Origin of the sequence: Verrucosispora sp. WMMA2121 (assembly GCF_027460185.1) — a bacterium.
Classification (GTDB): domain Bacteria; phylum Actinomycetota; class Actinomycetes; order Mycobacteriales; family Micromonosporaceae; genus Micromonospora; species Micromonospora palythoicola.
The window spans coordinates 583,673-602,528 of sequence record NZ_JAPZBH010000006.1 but is presented as its reverse complement, the minus strand read 5'-3'; the positions used below and the strand labels follow the sequence as shown (position 1 = coordinate 602,528).

Here is an 18,856-nt window from a genome sequence, read left to right as displayed (position 1 = left end):
TTTCGCTTGCCTGCCTCAGTGTTGGAGAGGAACTTCCCAGCGGGAAGTAGGCACCCTAAAGTGCGTAACCATCCAGCAGTGAGAGGGGCGCTCGGTGGCGACGACGAAGACGGCCCAGCGGCAGGCGCAGGCCAGGGTGGAATACAACGCGTTCCTCGCGGTCTGTCCCAGCCGCCAGCTGCTCGACCGGATCTCGGACAAGTGGGTGGTGCTGATCCTGTGCGCGTTGGGGGGTGACGCGGCTCCGCAGGGTCCGGGAGCGCCGCGAGCGATGCGCTACTCCGAGCTTGCCCGCCTGCTGGCCGGCGTCAGTCAGAAGATGCTGACCCAGACCCTGCGTTCGCTGGAACGTGACGGCCTGCTCACCCGTACCGTGACGCCGACCGTCCCGGTCACCGTCACCTACGAGCTGACCGACCTCGGCCTGTCGCTGCACCGCACGACGCGCGAGATCAGGTACTGGGCTCAGGCCCACATGGGCGAGGTTCTCGCGCACCGCGACGACTACGACGCGGCCACCTCCTGACGCGGCGCCTGTCGGACTCGACCGACCCCGGCGCGCGACGCGAAACGGCCGGCAACAGGGCTGGCGGGGTCTCCTCCGCCGCCCGGTTGCCGGCCGCGGTCAGTCGCGCTGCTCGATCTGGCCGCGGATGGTGACGAACTCGGCCTGGGCGTCGGCGCGGGACGAGAAGAACATCACGATCAGCCCGACGCTGCCCCGGTCGGCCCAGGTGCAGACACCCAGCGGCACGTCCTCGGTCAGGCCGTCGCCGCAGCTGGCCTCACCGCCGAGCGGACCTGGATCGACCGAGGTCATGTTGCTGAGGCCCAGGTCGGCGGAGAGGCCCTGGACCGCCGCGTCGAGTTCCTGCTTCGGGTCGGACATCAGGCCGGACGCGCCTGCGATCATGACAAGGTCCTCGGCGGCCGGGTCACCGTAGAAGGCGCCCACCGCGCTGGTCTCGTTGCTCACCGTCGAGCGGATGTCGCGAACCATGTCGTCGGCCGCCTGCTGCAACTCCGGGTCGGTGTTCTTGGGTCGGCCGGCCAGGGTGTCCGGGGCCACCATCCGGGTCCGGGTGGCGTCCACCGCCTCGCTGACGTCGTCCTTGACCGCGAACCAGACGGCGGTGCCACCGCCGACGCAGAGCACCAGCAGGACCGCGAGAACGATCAGCACGATCATCCCGACCCGGAACTTCTTCTTCGGCGGACCGGCCGGCGCGGGGCCGGGGAATCCAGGGCCGGGAAATCCCTGACCGGCCTGCCCCGGGCCGGCCGGCGCAGGACCGGCGGGGTACGGCTGGCCGGGTGGCGGGTAGGCGCCGGGCGGCGGGTAGGTGCCGGGCGCCGGTTGGCCGGGTTGCTGCGGCGGCACCGGCTGGGCCCCAGCCGATGGGTACGGGGCGGGACCTTGCTGGGGGTACCCGCCCGGGGGCGGATACCCGCCCGGCGGCGGGTACGGACCGGCGGGCGGCGGATTCTGGTGCTCGTCCGAGGGGTGGGACATGCGGTCAGCTCCTGGGTTTCGGGTGGATCGGTCATCGTAGCCAGGTGTCGCATCCGCACCAGCGGCACCACGAGAAAGCGATTCGCGGTGGCCACCTCGTCGGGTGACCACCGCGATCGGTGTCGTTCGTCGCCGCTCAGCCGGCCAGGCTGGCCGCGCCGGGTGGCAGGAACCGCTTACCGGTGACCCGCTCGCTGGTGCCGGTCCGGTCCAGGTACGGCGTGACGCCGCCCAGGTGGAACGGCCAACCGGCACCGAGGATCATGCACAGGTCGATGTCCTGCGCCTCGGCGACGACGCCCTCGTCCAGCATCAGCCGGATCTCCTGCGCCAGCGCGTCCAGCGCGTTGCGGCGTACCTGCTCCTCGGTGAGCGGCTGGTCGCCGACCACCAGCAGCTTCGCCACCTCGGCGTTGATCTCGTCGTCGACGACGATCGGCTGGCCGGAGTCGGCGATCCGCTTGAGGTTCTCGCTGACCCCGAACCGGTCCGGGAACGCGGCGTGCAGGGTGCCGCCCACGTGGTAGGCCACCGCCGGTCCGACCAGCTGGAGCAGGGCGAGGGGGCGCATCGGCAGACCAAGCGGGTCCAGCGCCCGGTTCGCGACCTCCAGCGGGGTGCCGGCGTCGACGGCGGCGAACACGGTGCCCAGGAAGCGGGTGAGCAGCCGGTTCACCACGAACGCCGGAGCGTCCTTCACCAGCACGCTCGACTTCTTGAGCTGCTTGCCGACCGCGAAGGCGGTGGCCAGGGTGGCGTCGTCGGTCCGCTCGCCCCGGACGATCTCCAGCAGCGGCAGCACCGCGACCGGGTTGAAGAAGTGGAAGCCGACCACCCGCTCCGGGTGCTCCAGCTCCGCCGCCATCTCGGTGATCGACAACGAGGAGGTGTTGGTGGCGAGGACCGCCTCCGGCTTGACGATCTTCTCCAGCTCGGCCCAGACCTGCTTCTTGACGCTCAGGTCCTCGAAGACCGCCTCGATGACGAAGTCGGCGTCGGCGAAGACGGACTTGTCGACCGATCCGGACACCAGGCCGTACAGCTTCGCGGCCGTGCCCTTGTCCATCCGGCCCTTGCTGACCGCCTTCTCGATCTGGGCGTGCACGTAGCCCACGCCCTTGTCGACCCGCGACTGGTCCAGGTCGGTCAGCACGACCGGCACCTGGAGGCGGCGGGCGAACAGCAGCGCCAGCTGGCTGGCCATCAGACCGGCGCCGACGATGCCGACCTTCGTGACCGGGCGGGCCAGGCCCTTGTCCGGCGCGCCGGCCGGCCGCTTGGCCCGCCGCTGCACCAGGTCGAAGGCGTACAGGCCGCTGCGCAGCTCCTCCGAGAAGACCAGGTCGGCCAGGGCCTCGTCCTCCGCGGCGGTGCCGGTGGCGAAGTCCGCGTCCTTCGCCGTCTCCAGCAGGTCGAGCGCCTGGTACGCGGCCGGAACCGCGCCGTGCAATCGCTGGTCCAACGTCTGCCGGGCGAAGTACAGCACGCCGGCCCACATGTCCTTGTCGACCTCGGGCCGGGTCACCTCGACCTGCCCCCGGACGACACCGGCGGCCCACTCCAGGGACCGCTCCAGGAAGTCGGCCGGCTCCAGCAGCACGTCCGCGATGCCCAGCTCGGCGGCCTGCTTAGGCTTGAGCATCTTGTTCTGCATCAACGGGTTCTGGATGATCACCTGGGTGGCGGCCGGGATGCCGATCAGGTTCGGCAGCAGTTGGGTGCCGCCCCAGCCCGGGATCAGCCCGAGGGAGACCTCCGGCAGCGCCAGCGCCGTCGCGCCGGCCGACAGGGTCCGGTAGTGGCAGTGCAGGGCCAGCTCCAGACCGCCGCCCATCGCCGCGCCGTTGACGAAGGCGAAGGTCGGCACGGAGCTGTCCTTGAGCCGGGCGAAGACCCGGTGGCCCAGCCGGCCGATCTCCAGCGCCTGCTCGCGGTCCGCGAGCTGCGGCAGACCGGTGATGTCCGCGCCGACGCAGAAGATGTACGGCTTGCCGGTGACCGCGATGAACGCCGGGTCGGCCGCGAGCGCGGCGCTGATCGCCTCGTCCAGGCTGGTCAGGCCGCCGGGGCCGAAGGTGTTCGGCTTGGTGTGGTCGAATCCGTTGTCGAGGGTGATCAGGGCGGCCGGGCGGTCCAGCCCCGGCACGTTCACCTGCCGCAGCAGTGCCCTGGTGACGACCTCGTTCGGTGCGGTGATGCTCATTTGTCGCCACCCTCCTGCGCGGACCCGGTCCAGTGCGGGTTCTCCCAGATGACCGTGCCGCCCATGCCGATGCCGATGCACATGGCGGTGATGCCGTAACGGACCTCGGGGTGCTCGGCGAACTGCCGGGCGAGCTGGGTCATCAGCCGTACGCCGGAGGAGGCGAGCGGGTGACCGATGGCGATCGCGCCGCCCCACGGGTTCACCCGCGGGTCGTCGTCGGCGATGCCGAAGTGGTCGAGGAAGGCCAGCACCTGCACGGCGAACGCCTCGTTCAGCTCGAACAGGCCGATGTCGTCGATAGTCAGGCCGGCGATGCGCAGCGCCTTCTCGGTCGACGGGATCGGGCCGACCCCCATCACCTCCGGCTCGACGCCGACGAAGCCGTACGACACCAGCCGCATCGCCACCGGCAGGCCCAGCTCACGGGCGGTGGCCTCGTCGGCGAGCAGGCTGGCGGTGGCACCGTCGTTCAGGCCGGCCGCGTTGCCCGCGGTGACCTTGCCGTGCGGACGGAACGGGGTCTTGAGGGTGGCGAGCTTCTCCATCGAGGTGTCCCGGGGCGCCTCGTCCACCGTGGCCAGGCCCCAGCCGTTCTCCTCGTCGCGGATCGCCACCGGCACCAGGTCGTCCTGGAGCTTGCCGTTGGCGTACGCCTTCGCGGTCTTCTGCTGCGAGGCGAGGGCGAACGCGTCGGTGCGCTGCTTGGTGATGTGCGGGACCCGGTCGTGCAGGTTCTCCGCGGTGGAGCCCATCACCAGCGCGGACGGGTCGACAAGCTTCTCGGCGATGATGCGCGGGTTGGGGTCGACGCCCTCGCCCATCGGGTGCCGGCCCATGTGCTCGACGCCACCGGCGATCGCGATGTCGTAGGCGCCCATGGCGATGCCGCCGGCGACGGTGGTCACGGCGGTCATCGCCCCGGCGCACATCCGGTCGATGGCGAAACCCGGAACGGTCTTGGGCAGGCCCGCCAGCAGCGCGGCGGTGCGGCCGATGGTCAGGCCCTGGTCGCCGATCTGGGTGGTGGCGGCGATCGCCACCTCCTCGACCCGCTCCGGCGGCAGTTGCGGGTTACGGCGCAGCAGTTCGCGGATGCAGCGGATCACCAGGTCGTCGGCGCGGGTGTTGGCGTACATGCCACCCGCCTTGCCGAAGGGGGTGCGGACACCGTCGACGAAGACGACATCCCGGACTTCACGGGGCACGATGAGCCTCCTATTCGACCACGATCCGGCTCGTCGCGCCGCAGGCGCACGACGGACCGGACAAAGGTCGCCAGCACTGGCGTTTCCCCGATGCTACTCGCCAGTAATAACCCCCGCGCCACCTCCCCCTGTAACCCACCCCACACCCACCCACCCACCCACCCACCCACCCACCCACCCACCCACCCACCCACCCACCCGGCCCCCGCCCAGCCAGCACTGCGGGTGATCAAGAAGTTTGCGTCAACGACACGCCGTGCGGCTGACGCAAACTTCTTGGTCATCGGGGTGAAACCGGGAGGGCGCGGGAGGGGGGTCAGGGGGTGGGGGTGAGGGCGGTGGGGAGGTGGGGGAGGAGGAGGGCGATCTGCCACTCGCGGGCGTGGTGGGCGCGCAGGGCCTCGGCGACGCTCGCCTCGGTGATCTCCTCGGGGGGCTGCCAGGCGACCCGGCGGATGGTGTCGGGCGAGATCAGGTTCTCCGGGGGCAGGTTGTGCTCGCCGGCCACCCGCAACACCACCTCCCGGCAGCGGGTCAGCCTGCCGGCGGCGACCGGATCCCGCTCGGCCCACCGGTGCGGCGGGGGTGGCCCCTCCACGGTCGGCGTCACGGGCAGGGCGTCGTCCGGCAACTGCCGCGCGTCATCCAGCGCCGCCAGCCAGGTACGCGCCAGCCGCCGCACCGACCGACCACCGAAGCCGGGCAGGGTGAGCAGCGCCTTCTCGTCTCTCGGATCCAACTCCGCCGCCGCGACGATGGCCGAGTCGGGCAGCACCCGGCCCGGTGCCGAGTCCCGCCGAGCCGCGATCTGGTCCCGGGCGTACCACAGGGACCGGACCCGGGCCTGCGCCCGCGCGCCCCGGACCCGGTGGATCCCGGACGTCCGTCGCCACGGTTCGGCGCGTACCCGGGGCGGTCGGGCGCCGCTGGCCACGAGCGCGGCGAACTCCTCGGCCGCCCACTCGGACTTGCCCTGCCGGGCCAGCTCCGCGTCGAGCGCGTCGCGCAGGTCGGTCAGCAGCTCGACGTCCAGCGCGGCGTAGGTCAGCCAGGACTCGGGCAGTGGCCGGTTGGACCAGTCCGCCGCGGAGTGGTGCTTCTCCAGGCTGAATCCGAGCAACTGCTCGGTGAGGGCGGCGAGACCCACCCGCTCGAAGCCGGCCAGCCGCGCCGCCAGCTCGGTGTCGAACAACCGGCGTGGCCGCAGTCCCAGCTCCGCGAGGCAGGGCAGATCCTGGTTCGCCGCGTGCAGCACCCACTCCGTCCCGGCGATCGCGGCGTCGAGGGCGCTCAGGTCGGGCAGCGGCAGGGGGTCGATCAGCGCGGTACCGGCACCGGCGCGGCGTAGCTGCACCAGGTACGCGCGCTGGCTGTACCGGTAGCCGGAGGCGCGTTCGGCGTCCAGGGCCACCGGGCCGGCACCGCTGGCGAATCGCGCCACCACCTCGGCGAGCTGATCCGGGGTGGCGACTGGTTCGGGGGTGCCCTCGCGGGGCGCGGTCAGCGGCACGGACTCGCCGCCGGTGGGCTCGGTCCCCGCGTCCGAGGGCTCCGACCGCGCCGACGGCGGGTGCTGCGTGTCGTTTCCCGTACGGCTTGCGGCGGCCCGACGGCGCAGGGGTGGTTCGTCGGTCACCTGCCAACCCTAGTGCGCGAGTGGATCGAGTGCCGCCACCCGCCCCGCCGCGTGTCGGCCGCCCGGCCGGGACCGGCGCGGCCGGCACCGGGCAGGCCGGCTCAGCCGGTGGCGGCCGGGCGGCGCTCCGGCAGGGCGGTGACGCCGGGCGGCGGCAGGCCGGCGGTGGAGGCCAGCAGGGTGCACCAGGCGTCCAGGTGGGCGGCGAGGTCGACGCCGGTCGGCGTCCAGGAGGCGCGGATCTCCACGTCGCCGGTCGCGGGCGGGCCGGCCAGCTCACCGAACCGGGTCGACATCGTCTGCGTGATCGTCCCGCCGATGGCCCGGTACCCGGCGTCTTGGGCGTCGAGAGCGTCGGTGAGCCAGGTCCATCCCACCCCGGGCAGCAGCGGGTCGGCGGCGAGGTCCACCTCCATCTCGGCGGTCACGTAGGTGACCAGCCGCAGCGTGCCCTGCCACGCCTCGTGCCCCGCCGGATCGTGCAGCAGGATCAGCCGCCCGCTGGCCACCTCGTCGCCGTCGCGCAGCACGGACGCGGAGAGCGCGAAGGAGTAGGGGGCCAGCCGCTGGGGTGCCCCCACCTCCTCCAGCAGGATCTCCGGCCGGGGCGTCGCCGACCGGAGCCCCGCGACCGCGCGGGCGAACGTGTCCGGAAGCGCGATCGGGGGGGCCATGCCCGCAGCCTAAGCCGCCGTACCGGTTCGGTCGCGTCGGCACGCCGAGATCGGCACCCCGGTGATCCACGACTGTCGACGGCGTTGGTCTTTCCCTTCCACGTCACAAAGGTGGCGGTGGGCGGGGGGTGGCGATCGGCCGCGTGGCACGATTGCCGCGATGACCACCGACACCACGGGCACCGCCGCCCGAGACGACGAACCCCGCCCCGGCGGGCCCGCCGATTCGCCCTTCGTGCGGGCGTGCCGCCGCCGGCCGGTGCCGCACACCCCGGTCTGGTTCATGCGCCAGGCGGGCCGGTCGCTGCCGGAGTACCGCGAGATCCGGGCCAACGTGGCGATGCTGGAGTCCTGCCGCCGGCCCGATCTGGTCACCGAGATCACCCTTCAGCCGGTACGCCGGCACGACGTGGACGCGGCGATCCTGTTCAGCGACATCGTGGTGCCGGTGGCCGCCGCCGGGATCGATCTGGACATCGTGCCCGGCACCGGCCCGGTGGTGGCCGAACCGGTGCGGACCGCCGCCGACGTCGAACGGATCCGGCCCATCGGGCGCGACGACGTCGACTACGTCGACGAGGCGGTCCGGCTGCTGGTCAAGGAGCTGGGCGACACTCCGCTGATCGGCTTCGCCGGGGCCCCGTTCACGCTGGCCAGCTACCTGGTGGAGGGTGGTCCGTCGCGTACCCACGCCAAGACCAAGGCGCTGATGCACGGTGAGCCGGAGCTGTGGCACGCCCTCGCCGGCCGGCTGGCCGAGGTGACCCTGGCGTTCCTGCGGGTGCAGATCGAGGCCGGTGTGTCGGCGGTGCAGCTGTTCGACTCGTGGGCCGGCGCGCTCTCCGAGGCCGACTACCGCCGGTTCGTGCTGCCCCACTCGACGAAGGTGCTGACCGGGCTCGCCGACACCGGTGTGCCCCGGATCCACTTCGGGGTGGGCACCGCCGAACTGCTCGGCGCGATGGGCGAGGCCGGCGCCGACGTGGTCGGCGTCGACTGGCGTACGCCGCTGGACGTCGCGACCCGCCGGATCGGGCCGGAGCGGGCGGTGCAGGGCAACCTCGACCCGACCCTGCTGCTGGCTCCGTGGCCGGTGGTGGAGGCGGAGGTGCGCCGGATCCTGGAGCAGGGCCGGGCCGCGCCGGGACACGTGTTCAACCTCGGCCACGGCGTGCTGCCGGAGACCGACCCGGAGGTGTTGACCCGGGTGGTCGCCCTGGTGCACGAACTGTCCGCGCGACCGGTCGACCGGGGCTGACCGCCGTGCCGAGGCGGCGGGTGGCGGTGGTCGGCGGCGGTGTCGCCGGCCTGGCCGCCGCGGTCCGGTTGCGCGACCGCGCCCCCGCCGACGTCGACATCACCGTGTACGAGCAGTCCGGCGACCTCGGTGGCAAGCTGCGCACCGGCGAGTTGGCCGGCGGGCCGGTCGAGTTCGGCGCCGAGTCGTTCCTGATGCGCGACCCGGCCGGCGGGGAGTCCGCCGCCGTGGCCCTGATCCGCCGGCTCGGCCTGGCGGGACGGATCGTGCACCCGAGCGTCGGGCAGGCGGCGTTGGCCGTCGACGGCGGGCTGCGCCCGATCCCGGGCGGCACGCTTGTCGGCGTACCCGGTGATCTGGAGAAGGTGGCGGCGGTGGCGCGGCCGACCCCGGCGGCCGACCGCGACGGCGGTGGGCCCCTGCTCGGCGCCGACCAGGACATCGCGGTGGGGGCACTGGTCCGCGCGAGGTTCGGTGACGAGGTGGTCGACCGGCTGGTCGACCCGATGCTCGGCGGGGTGTACGCGGGCCGCGCCGACGACCTGTCCCTGGTCACCACCATGCCGGCGCTGGCCCGGGCCGCCCGGGTGGAACACACGCTGCTGGCGGCCGTGCGCGCGGCGCAGGCCGCCGCGCCGCGCGCCCCCGGTGAGCCGGTCTTCGGCACCCTCGACGGCGGGCTGAGCACCCTGGTCGACGCGGCGGTGACGACCAGCGGCGCGACGATCCACCGCCACGCGGCGGTACGCGAACTCACCCCGACCGGCGCCGGTTGGCGGCTGACCGTCGGTCCGACCCGCGACCCGGAGCACGTCGACGTGGACGCGGTCGTGCTCGCGGTGCCGGCCCGACCGGCGGCGCGGCTGCTCGCCGACGTCGCCCCGGAGGCGGCGAAGGAGATCGGCGGGCTGGACTACGCGAGCGTCGCACTGGTCACCCTCGCGCTGCCCGGAGCAATGCTGCCGGACCTCTCCGGCTTCCTGGTGCCCGCCACCGAAGGACTGCTGGTCAAGGCGGCCACCTTCTTCACCACCAAGTGGGGGCACCTGCGCCGGCCGGACGGGGTGGCCCTGGTGCGCGCCTCGGTCGGCCGGTACGGCGACGAGGAGCAACTCCAGCGCCCCGACGAGGACCTCGCCGCGACCGTGCACCGGGAAGTGTCGGCGGTGCTGGGTGCGCCGCTGCCCGCCCCGGTCGCCGGGCACGTGCAGCGCTGGGGCGGCGCGCTGCCGCAGTACACCCCCGGTCATCTCGACCGGGTGGTCGCCGCCCGTTCGGCGCTGCGGGCGGCACATCCGACTCTGCGGCTGGCCGGTGCCGGCTACGACGGGGTCGGCATCCCGGTCTGCGTCCGCTCCGGTGAGACGGCGGCCGAGGAGATCATCACGGCACTGGAAGGATCGGGGAGATGACCGAGCAGAGCAACGCGGCCCGACTGAAGGAACTCAACTCCACCATCCGCTACACCATGTGGTCGGTGTTCCGGGCCAGCGCGCCGCTGCCGTCGCTGCGGGACAACGTCACCGGCGAGGTCGAGTCGCTGATCGAGGAGTTGGCCGGCAAGGACGTGGTGGTGCGCGGCACCTACGACGTTTCCGGGCTGCGCGCCGACGCCGACCTGATGGTCTGGTGGCACTCCGCGTCGAGCGACGCGCTCCAGGACGCGTACCTGCGGTTGCGGCGGACCGCCCTGGGCCGGGCGATGACCCCGGTCTGGTCGCAGATGGCGCTGCACCGGCCGGCCGAGTTCAACAAGAGCCACATCCCGGCGTTCCTGGCCGGCGAGGAGGCCCGCGCCTACCTCTGCGTCTACCCGTTCGTCCGGTCGTACGACTGGTACCTGCTGCCCGACGCCGAGCGGCGGGAGTTGCTCGCCGAGCACGGCAAGATGGCCCGCGGCTACCCGGACGTACGGGCCAACACGGTGGCCTCGTTCGCGCTCGGCGACTACGAGTGGATGCTGGCCTTCGAGGCCGACGAGTTGCACCGGATCGTCGACCTGATGCGTGACCTACGGGCCTCCCGCGCCCGGTTGCACGTCCGCGAGGAGGTGCCGTTCTACACCGGCCGTCGTCGCTCGGTCGCCGACATCGTCTCCGCACTGGCCTGAGGCGCCGGCCGGCTGGCCGGTGCTGGCCTGCCGATCTGGTCGGCTGATCCGGGCGGGGCCGCGCCCGAGGGAGTGTGGCGCGGCCCCGGCCGGGGTCAGGAGGTGGCGGTGCAGGTGACGGTTGGTGTGGTCGTGCTGCTGCCGGAGGCCAGGAAGCCGAAGCTGGTGCTGGCGCCGGCACCGAGGTTGCCGTTGTAGCTGACGTTGGTGGCGGTCACGGTGGAGCCGCTGGAGGTCAGGGTGGCGTTCCAGGCCTGGTTGACCTGTTGTCCGCTGCTGTTGGTCCAGGTCACTCGCCAGCCGCGGATGGCGGCGTTGCCGGCGGTCACCTGCACCTCGCCCTGGAATCCGCCGGACCAGGTCGAGGTGACCCGGTAGGTCGCCGAGCAGGCCCCCGTCACCGGCGGGTTGGTGGTCGGCGGCGTGGTGGTCGGCGGGGTCGTCGTGGGTGGCGTGGTGGTCGGCGGCGTGGTCGTGGGTGGCGTGGTGGTCGGCGGGGTGGTGCCGCCACCGAACTGGACGTCGCTGCAGTGGTAGTACGACTGGTCGAAGTGGCTGGCCTGCCAGACGGTGAAGATGATGTGCCGGCCGGTGCGGCCGGGCGCGTTCACCGGAATCTGGATCGACACTCCGTCGACCTCCCGTTGCCACTGCGACGCCGGCGTGTTGCCGATCTGGCCGACCAGTTCCAGGTCGGACCAGGCCAGTGGCTTGGTGAGCGTGTCCACACCCTGGCGGGTGGCGTACACCCGGAGGTAGTCGGCACCGTGGCTGGCCTGGTCGAAGAATTTCAACTGGAAGCTGTTGGGGACCGGGGTGGTCTTCCAGGCGCCGAGCGTGTCGAGGGCGTTGTAGCGACCGCCCTCGGCCCGCCCACCGGAGCAGAGCTGGCCGTTCGGTACGGCCGCCTGGTGGTTGCCGCCCACACCCTCGCGGAGTTGGCCGTTCCAGTTCCACATGGCGTTCGGGTTGGCCTGCCAGGCCTGCCAACACATCGGGTCCTCGGTGGCCATCCGCGGGTTCATGTGGTCACCGCCCCAGCGCTCCCAGCAGCCGTAGGCGCGGGAACCCGGGTTGACCGTGGCACCGTGTGCGGAGGCGGGGTTGGTCAGCGCGGTGCTGAGCAGCAACAGGGCGACGGCGGCGACGGCCGCGACGGCCAGCAGCCAGGCGGCGCGGGGTGATCTGAGTACGTTCGACATGGAGCTCCCCAAGGGAATCGTCAGTTCGCGACTGCGCCCGGACGCTCGGGAGTTGCCTCTCCCGTGGTCGATCAGCGTTGCCCTGTGGTGTTGGCTCCGGAGGAAGCGTGCCACGGGGGATCGGCGTACGTCAACGCGGGAAGCGCCCTCCGCAGCGGGGACGGCACCGCTGTCGCTCATTGAGCCGGGCGGGGCCGCGCCCGAGGGAGTGTGGCGCGGCCCCGGCCGGGGTCAGGAGGTGGCGGTGCAGGTCACGGTTGGTATGGTCGTGCTGCTGCCGGAGGCCAGGAAGCCGAAGCTGGTGCTGGCGCCGGCACCGAGGTTGCCGTTGTAGCTGACGTTGGTGGCGGTCACGGTGGAGCCGCTGGAGGTCAGGGTGGCGTTCCAGGCCTGGTTGACCTGTTGTCCGCTGCTGTTGGTCCAGGTCACCCGCCAGCCGCGGATGGCGGCGTTGCCGGCGGTCACCTGCACCTCACCCTGGAATCCGCCGGACCAGGTCGAGGTGACCCGGTAGGTCGCCGAGCAGGCCCCCGTCACCGGCGGGTTGGTGGTCGGCGGGGTCGTCGTGGGCGACGTGGTCGGTGGGGGCGTGGTGGGCGGCGTGGTCGGTGGGGGCGTGGTGGGCGGGGGGTTGGATCCGCCGCCGAACTGCACGTCGCTGCAGATGTAGTACGACTGGTCGGAGTGACTGGCCTGCCAGATCGTGTAGATGACGTGCCGGCCGGTGCGCCCCGGGGCGTTGACCGGGATCTCGATGGAGACCCCACCGGGCTCCTGCTGCCACTGCGAGGCCGGCGTGTTGCCGATCTGGCCGACCAGTTCCAGGTGCGACCAGGCCAGCGGCGTGGTCAGCGCGTCGTAGCCCTGCCGGGTGGCGTACACCCGGATGTAGTCGGCACCATGGCTGGCCTGGTCGTAGAACTTCAGCCGGAAGCTGTTGCCGACCGAGGTGGTCCGCCAGGCACCCGGCACGTCCATCGCCCGGTAGCGCCCGTTCTCGGTGCGTCCGCCGGAGCAGAGCTGGCCGTTCGGGATGGCGGCCTGGTGGTTGCCGGCCACGCCCTCGCGGTAGAGGCCGTTCCAGTTCCACATGGCGTTGGTGTCGGTCTGCCACGCCTGCCAGCACATCGGGTCCTCGGTGGCCATCCGTGGGTTCTGGAAGTCACCGCCCCAGCGCTGCCAGCAGCCGTAGTTGCGGGAGATGGGGTTGGCCACCGAGCCGTGCGCGGCGGCGGGTCGCACGTATGCCGTGGAGAGCAGCAGCGTGGCGACGGCCGCGACGGCCAGCAGCCAGAGCGCCCGTGATGATCTGAGCGAGTTGGACATGGGAGCCCCCAGGGGAAGTCGTCGGATCTCGACATCGCCCGGACGCTCGGGAGTTGCCCTCTCCCGTGCCGTCGGTGTGGCCCTCGCGTGCTGACTCGACCGGAAGGATGGCACGTTCGATCGTCATCCGTCAATGAGGAAAGCGATTTCCAGCACCGGGTGCACGGGGGCGTCGAAGCGCTTCCAGCACCGGTTTCGCGGTCCTTCACCGCTTCCGGCTCATGGGTGTGTGCGGGATGCCGTCCTCGACGTACTCCGGCCCGCTGACCGTGAAGCCGTGTCGGGTGTAGAAGTCGACGAGATGCGACTGGGCGTCCAACACGCACGGCCGGTCACCGATCTCCGCGAGGGCCGCCGTCATCAGCCGGCCCGCGTGCCCGTCGCCCCGGGCCGTCGGGGCGACCACCACTCGTCCGATCCGGGCCACCCCGCCGGGGTCGGCCAGGATTCGCAGGTACGCCACCGGAGCGCCGTCGTGGGTCAGCCACAGGTGCCGGGTTCCGGGTTCGACGTCCCGCCCGTCGAGCTCCGGGTACGCGCACTCCTGCTCGACCACGAACACGTCGACGCGCAGCCGCACCAGGTCGTGGAAGGTGCGCGCGTCCAACTCGGCGAAGCTCGCGCTGTGCAGCGGCGTGTCAGGCATCCCGCCAGGCTAGTGCCGTGTCCCCGCGACCCCCTGCTGGCACCTGGTGCTGGTGTCGGTGCGGGGACGATCAGGCGGGGCGGGCGCCGACAGTGTCGCGGATCTCGGCGCCCTGTTCCGTCTCCACCGCGCGGGCGCAGTGACCGCAGCAGAAGAACCGACCGGACACCTCGACCCCGTGGCCGACGATCTTGACGTTGCAGTGTTCGCAGATCGGGGCGAGCTTGTGGGCGGCGCACTCGAAGCTGTCGAAAGTGTGCACGTCGCCGCTGACCGTCCGCACCTCGAACGCCAACCAGTAGTCGTTGCCGCAGACCTCGCAGGTAGCCACGCCCCGTACCTCCATCAGAGAAACCTTTTGTCCCATCTTGCGGCACGGCGCTGGTTGGCCCCTGTTTTATTGACAGCGGTCTTTACTGTTAACAAGGTTTAAATTATGTTTGTGGCACCTCACCAGGCACCACGCCGACAAGGAGCTGCCGCCATGCGTCGAAGAATCACCCTTCCGCTGGTCGCGACGGGCGCCATGGTCTCCACCCTGGCCGTCGCCACGCCCGCCCAGGCCCACGGCTACGTCTCGTCACCACCGAGCCGCCAGGCGCTCTGCGCCCAGAACCGGGTGCCCGACTGCGGGCAGATCAGATGGGAACCGCAGAGCGTCGAGGGCCCGAAGGGGCTGCGCAACTGTCACGCCAACATCTCGCACTTCGCCGTGCTCAACGACGACAACCGGGGCTGGCCGGCCACATCGGTCGGCACCACCGTGACGTTCACCTGGGTCAACACGGCCATGCACGCCACCCGCGACTGGGAGTACTTCATCGGCAACACCCGGGTCGCGGTCTTCTCCGGCGGCGGACGCCAGCCCGGCGCGACCGTCTCGCACACCGTCAACCTGTCCGGCTACTCCGGCCGGCAGAAGCTGCTGGCGGTGTGGAACATCTCCGACACCGCGAACGCCTTCTACTCCTGCGTCGACCTGCAGATCGGCGGTGGCGGCGGCAACCCCCCGCCCAGCCCGAGCCCCACCACCAACCCGCCCGCACCGTCACCCACCCCGACGGTCGCCCCGACCACCAACCCGCCGACCGGCGGCACCTGGACCGCCGGTCGCGCGTACGCGGTCGGGGACCAGGTCACCTACGGTGGCCGCACCTACCGCTGCCGGCAGGCGCACACCGCCATCGCCGGCTGGGAGCCGCCGAACGTACCGGCGCTGTGGAGCCAGCTCTGACCGACGGGAGGTGCGACCGGCACCGGCCGCACCTCCCGCCCGCCGTACCGCGGGTGCTGCCGTTGTACCTGCTCGCGGTGCTGCTGGTTGCCGGCTGCGGCGGTCCGCCCGCGCCGTCCGGGCGGCCCGCGCCCGCCGACACCACGCCGCCGGTGGCCGCAACCTCTGGTGGGACGTCGACCCGGACGCCTGGGGCCGTCAGCGAGATGACCGGCATCGACCTGCTGTTCCTGTCGATGATGGCCGGGCACACCGAGCAGACCCTCCAGATCGTCCGGCTGGTGCGCGACCGGCTCACCGACGACGAACTGCGCACTCTGGTGGCCGCCGTCGAGGCGACCGAGACCGACGAACTGGCCACCGCACGCGGCTGGCTGGCACGTGCCGGGCGCAGCGCCCGCGCCGACGACCACGCCGGGCACGGCACCGGCCCCGAGCAGTTGGCACGGCTGCGGGACGCCCCGGACGCCGAGGTAGACCGGGTGCTGATCGAGGTGCTCAGCGCGCACCAGCAGGCCGCCGCCAACCTGGCTCGGGCCCATCAGGCGGCGGGTACCGACGCGCGGGTGCTCGACCTGGCCCGGCGCGTGGAGCAGTCGCGTACCGCTCAGGTCGCGCTGATGGCCGCCCGGCCCGCGGCCGACTGACCGGCCGGGCCGCGACGACCCCCGGCCGGCGCGCGACATCGGCGCGGGCTTGCCTGAGCGGTCGACCTGGTGCCGACGCGGCGCGGGCGGGGAGGGCGGCGCGGCCGGGGCCCGGTCAGGCGGCGCTCGGGTCCAGGCGGATGGAGAGCGAGTTCACGCAGTGCCGGGTGTCCTTCGGGGTGAAGCCCTCACCCCGGAAGACGTGACCGAGGTGGCTGTCGCAGCGGGCGCAGCGGATCTCGGTGCGACTCATGCCGAGGGAGTTGTCCTCGATCTCCTTGATCGCGCCCGGGATGGCGTCGTCGAAGCTCGGCCAGCCGCAGTGCGAGTCGAACTTGGTGTCGCTCGGGTACAGCTCGACACCGCAGGCCCGGCACCGGTACATGCCGGGCGTCTTGGTGTCGACGTACTCGCCGGTCCACGCCGGTTCGGTGCCGTGCTCGCGCAGCACCCGGAACTCGGCGGGGCTGAGCCGGACCCGCCACTCGTCCTCGGTGCGGGGCAGTTCGCTGTCGGGAACAGTCACAGGTCAACGGTACGCCGAAGGTCGGACCCATCGCATATGGTCGCGCAATGGGTGGCACGAAGGCTGCGGCCGAGCAGATCGAGGTGGCCGGGCAGACCGTACGACTGTCCAGTCCCGATCGGGTGATCTTCCCGGAGCGGGGCTTCACCAAGGCCGACGTCTTCCACTACTACGTCAGCGTCGGCGACGGCATCATGCGGGCGCTCGGCGACCGACCGACGACGTTGCAGCGCTTCCCCGACGGCATCGCGGGGGAGATGTTCTTCCAGAAGCGGGTGCCGACCCGGGGCGTGCCGCCGTGGGTGCGGACTGCCGAGATCAGCTTTCCCAGCGGTCGCAAGGCCGCCGAGCTGTGCCCGGCGGACCTGGCCCATGTGGCCTGGGCGGCGCAGATGGGCACCGTGGTGTTCCACCCGTGGCCGGTCCGCGCCGCCGACGTCGACCAGCCCGACGAGCTGCGGGTCGACCTCGATCCGCAGCCCGGCACCGACTTCGCGCACGCCGCGACGGCCGCCGCCGAGCTGCGGGCGATCCTCGACGAGCTGGGCGTGCCGGGCTGGCCGAAGACGTCCGGTGGCCGGGGCGTGCACGTCTACCTGCGCATCCAGCCGCGTTGGACGTTCGTCGAGGTACGCCGGGCCACCATCGCGCTGGCCCGGGAACTGGCCCGCCGCCGGCCCGACCTGGTCACCACCGCCTGGTGGAAGGAGGAACGCGGTGAGCGGGTCTTCGTCGACTACAACCAGATGGCGCGGGACCGCACCATCGCCTGCGCGTACTCGCTGCGCGCCAACGCCCGGGCGACCGTCTCCACCCCGGTCACCTGGGACGAGCTGGCCGACGTCGACCCGGACGACTTCGACCTGCGTACCGTCCCGGAACGGCTGGCCCAACGAGGCGACCCGCACGCCGGCATCGACGACGCCGCATGGGACATCACCCCCCTGCTGGACTGGGCCGAGCGGGACGCCGCCGCCGGCGAGGGCGACCTGCCCTACCCACCCGACCACCCGAAGATGCCCGGCGAACCCAAGCGCGTCCAACCCTCCAAAGACCGCGACCGCCCCCGCTGACCCTGCCCCGCCCACCCCTCCCGTATCCGTTGATCATGGGGTTGGCGGCAGTTGTAGATCTTCAAACTGCCGCTAACCCCATGGTCAACGAGGCGAGGGCGGGAGGTGTGACCTTGGGCGGCGGAACGAGGGGAGGCGGCCGATGCTCGCGGGTTGCGGCGAAGGGGCTACGGGAGGCTGTTGGCCTTGAGGGTCTCGACGAAGGACCGCCACTCGGCGGGGGCGAACAGCAGCACCGGCCCGGCAACGTCCTTGCTGTCCCGCACCCCGACCGCGCCGGCCAGATCGTCGGCCACCTCGACGCACTCGCCCTCACCGCTCCGGCTGCTCTTGCGCCACCGGGCGTTGGTCAGGTCATTCATCGAAGGTCTCCTTGATAACCGTCCCGATCAGATCTTCAGACTCGCGCACGCCCAGTGAAAGGTCCAGAAGAGTGGACCAGGCGTCAGCGTACGCCGCCACTTCTGTCGGCTTGTCCAGGTAAAGGCTGCCGGTCAGCGCCTCGCTGTAGACGGTCGACGGCTCCGCGGGCCGCGTGCCGACCGCTGGAAAGTCCAGCATGATGAACGATCCGGCAACGGATGCCGCGTGGGGGCCGCTGCCCAGCGGCAGCACCCGGACCGAGACGTTAGGTCGCTGTGCGGCGTTCACCAGGTGTGCGAGTTGGCTGCGCCAGGCGTCCAGGTCGGTGATGGGGCGGCGAATCACGGCCTCGTCGATGATGGCTTCGAAGCTCGGAGCCTTCGGGCTGCGGCGAGCGAGCAGCTTCTGACGCTCCATGCGTAGCGCGACCTTCTGCGCTATCTCATCCTGGCTCCGGCCAGCCTTGGCGCTGAAGATGACCGCAGCGTACTCGGCGGTCTGGAGCAACCCAGGGATCAGCGTCGGCTCGTACTGACGCACGCGGCGGGCCGCCGCCTCCAGCCCGACGTACAGCTCGAACCACGCCGGGATGGCCTCACCGTAGGCGTGCCACCAACCCCGACTCTTGCTTTCCCGGGCCAGGCTGACCATGACCTCGGTCAGCTCGGCTGAGGTGCCGTAGTGCTGGCACATCAGCGTCACATCGTGGGTACGCAGCGATGTCTGTCCGCTCTCCAGGCGGTACATCTTGGCGCGCGACCATTCGAGGGCCTCGGCGGCAGCCTCCAGGTTGATGCCGGCTTCCTCCCTGGCCTGGCGCAGCAACCGGCCCAGCTGCCGCCGTGGCACCGAAGACCCAACGTCGCTCATGTCACCCCGTCTCAGATCGGTGCTGCCAGTGTCTCGTTTGGAACAGCATCGAGGCCCAGATGACACACCGCAAATGTCTTTCTCCGAATCTCCGCATGAGACGTTGCAGATCGGCGAAGCGCGGGCCGATGGTGGCAGGCATCGGCAATCGATGCGTGTTCGCGGGAGGCTCGTGGTGGCCCGGTGGAAGTGGTTTCAACGGCAGGACGACCCGATCGACGTGGTACAGCGGCCCGCCTATTCCGAGCGGGCCGTTGCGTACCGCGCCCGTCAACCCGAGCGGAGCGCCTCAGCGGCGGTTCAGCCGCAGCAGCGGCCGTTGCTGCGGCTGGCCCGGCTGTGGCGGTCTCGCCACGCCGTCCGGCGA

At 71.8% G+C, this 18,856-nt stretch carries 19 protein-coding genes; 7 read left to right on the top strand and 12 right to left on the bottom strand.

The window, feature by feature from the left end:
• Positions 1-94 precede the first annotated feature (94 nt).
• The gene (locus O7605_RS11665) at positions 95-526 is read left to right on the top strand and encodes a winged helix-turn-helix transcriptional regulator (protein WP_269739204.1); all 432 of its coding nucleotides are present in this window, start codon (positions 95-97) and stop codon (positions 524-526) included.
• A gap of 99 nt (positions 527-625) precedes the next feature.
• Here the strand turns inward: O7605_RS11665 and O7605_RS11660 are convergent, their stop codons facing one another.
• From O7605_RS11660 to O7605_RS11640, 5 genes are all read right to left on the bottom strand, one after another.
• Positions 626-1,513, bottom strand: a complete 888-nt coding sequence (locus tag O7605_RS11660; protein WP_269739203.1) for a hypothetical protein — start codon at positions 1,511-1,513, stop codon at positions 626-628.
• Between the two features lie 136 nt (positions 1,514-1,649).
• Complete coding sequence (locus O7605_RS11655) at positions 1,650-3,716, bottom strand: 3-hydroxyacyl-CoA dehydrogenase NAD-binding domain-containing protein (RefSeq protein WP_269739202.1); 2,067 nt, start codon at positions 3,714-3,716, stop codon at positions 1,650-1,652.
• Positions 3,713-4,924: a thiolase family protein gene (locus tag O7605_RS11650; protein WP_269739201.1), complete on the bottom strand. Its 1,212-nt coding sequence runs from the start codon at positions 4,922-4,924 to the stop codon at positions 3,713-3,715. Before O7605_RS11650 ends, O7605_RS11655 begins: the two co-directional genes overlap by 4 nt.
• Positions 4,925-5,240: 316 nt before the next feature.
• Positions 5,241-6,560: a ribonuclease D gene (locus O7605_RS11645; RefSeq protein WP_269739200.1), complete on the bottom strand. Its 1,320-nt coding sequence runs from the start codon at positions 6,558-6,560 to the stop codon at positions 5,241-5,243.
• A 101-nt stretch (positions 6,561-6,661) separates the two neighbouring features.
• A complete protein-coding gene (locus O7605_RS11640) occupies positions 6,662-7,234 on the bottom strand; it encodes a DUF3000 domain-containing protein (RefSeq protein ID WP_269739199.1) in 573 nt (190 codons plus the stop codon).
• A 160-nt stretch (positions 7,235-7,394) separates the two neighbouring features.
• Here O7605_RS11640 and hemE point away from each other — a divergent pair, with 160 nt between their 5' ends.
• From hemE to hemQ, 3 genes are read left to right on the top strand one after another with little or no spacing between them, the layout of a single operon-like run.
• Positions 7,395-8,492, top strand: coding sequence for a uroporphyrinogen decarboxylase (gene hemE, locus O7605_RS11635; RefSeq protein ID WP_269739198.1), 1,098 nt, complete (start codon positions 7,395-7,397; stop codon positions 8,490-8,492).
• 5 nt (positions 8,493-8,497) lie between these two features.
• On the top strand, positions 8,498-9,904 hold the full coding sequence (hemG, locus tag O7605_RS11630; RefSeq protein WP_269739197.1) for a protoporphyrinogen oxidase: 1,407 nt from the start codon (positions 8,498-8,500) through the stop codon (positions 9,902-9,904).
• A complete protein-coding gene (gene hemQ, locus O7605_RS11625; protein ID WP_269739196.1) occupies positions 9,901-10,602 on the top strand; it encodes a hydrogen peroxide-dependent heme synthase in 702 nt (233 codons plus the stop codon). Before hemG ends, hemQ begins: the two co-directional genes overlap by 4 nt.
• Positions 10,603-10,697: 95 nt before the next feature.
• Here hemQ and O7605_RS11620 read toward each other — a convergent pair whose 3' ends face one another.
• The 4 genes from O7605_RS11620 to O7605_RS11605 form a co-directional block, all read right to left on the bottom strand.
• Positions 10,698-11,804 carry a lytic polysaccharide monooxygenase auxiliary activity family 9 protein gene (locus tag O7605_RS11620; RefSeq protein WP_269739195.1) on the bottom strand — a complete coding sequence of 369 codons (1,107 nt, stop codon included), beginning with the start codon at positions 11,802-11,804 and terminating at the stop codon, positions 10,698-10,700.
• Positions 11,805-12,035: 231 nt separating this feature from the next.
• Positions 12,036-13,130: a lytic polysaccharide monooxygenase auxiliary activity family 9 protein gene (locus tag O7605_RS11615; protein WP_269739194.1), complete on the bottom strand. Its 1,095-nt coding sequence runs from the start codon at positions 13,128-13,130 to the stop codon at positions 12,036-12,038.
• Between the two features lie 205 nt (positions 13,131-13,335).
• Complete coding sequence (locus tag O7605_RS11610; RefSeq protein ID WP_269739193.1) at positions 13,336-13,776, bottom strand: GNAT family N-acetyltransferase; 441 nt, start codon at positions 13,774-13,776, stop codon at positions 13,336-13,338.
• 70 nt (positions 13,777-13,846) lie between these two features.
• Positions 13,847-14,107 (bottom strand): Prokaryotic metallothionein, encoded by a 261-nt coding sequence (locus O7605_RS11605; protein ID WP_164445973.1) that lies wholly within the window; start codon positions 14,105-14,107, stop codon positions 13,847-13,849.
• Positions 14,108-14,260: 153 nt separating this feature from the next.
• Between O7605_RS11605 and O7605_RS11600 the strand changes: the two genes are divergently transcribed.
• Together O7605_RS11600 and O7605_RS11595 are read left to right on the top strand one after the other, a co-directional pair.
• Positions 14,261-15,010, top strand: coding sequence for a lytic polysaccharide monooxygenase (locus O7605_RS11600; protein ID WP_269739192.1), 750 nt, complete (start codon positions 14,261-14,263; stop codon positions 15,008-15,010).
• 53 nt (positions 15,011-15,063) lie between these two features.
• Entirely contained in the window at positions 15,064-15,657 is a 594-nt protein-coding gene (locus tag O7605_RS11595) for a DUF305 domain-containing protein (protein ID WP_269739191.1), read from the top strand.
• A 115-nt stretch (positions 15,658-15,772) separates the two neighbouring features.
• Here the strand turns inward: O7605_RS11595 and msrB are convergent, their stop codons facing one another.
• A complete protein-coding gene (msrB, locus tag O7605_RS11590) occupies positions 15,773-16,183 on the bottom strand; it encodes a peptide-methionine (R)-S-oxide reductase MsrB (RefSeq protein ID WP_164445539.1) in 411 nt (136 codons plus the stop codon).
• Positions 16,184-16,230: 47 nt separating this feature from the next.
• Here msrB and ligD point away from each other — a divergent pair, with 47 nt between their 5' ends.
• Positions 16,231-17,256 (top strand): non-homologous end-joining DNA ligase, encoded by a 1,026-nt coding sequence (gene ligD / locus O7605_RS11585; RefSeq protein ID WP_269739190.1) that lies wholly within the window; start codon positions 16,231-16,233, stop codon positions 17,254-17,256.
• A 167-nt stretch (positions 17,257-17,423) separates the two neighbouring features.
• On the opposite strand, the gene O7605_RS11580 is transcribed toward ligD, so the two are convergent.
• Both O7605_RS11580 and O7605_RS11575 read right to left on the bottom strand, forming a co-directional pair.
• Positions 17,424-17,618, bottom strand: coding sequence for a DUF397 domain-containing protein (locus O7605_RS11580; RefSeq protein WP_269739189.1), 195 nt, complete (start codon positions 17,616-17,618; stop codon positions 17,424-17,426).
• Positions 17,611-18,489: a helix-turn-helix domain-containing protein gene (locus O7605_RS11575; protein ID WP_269739188.1), complete on the bottom strand. Its 879-nt coding sequence runs from the start codon at positions 18,487-18,489 to the stop codon at positions 17,611-17,613. The genes O7605_RS11580 and O7605_RS11575 overlap by 8 nt, the downstream gene beginning before the upstream one ends.
• Positions 18,490-18,856 lie beyond the last annotated feature (367 nt).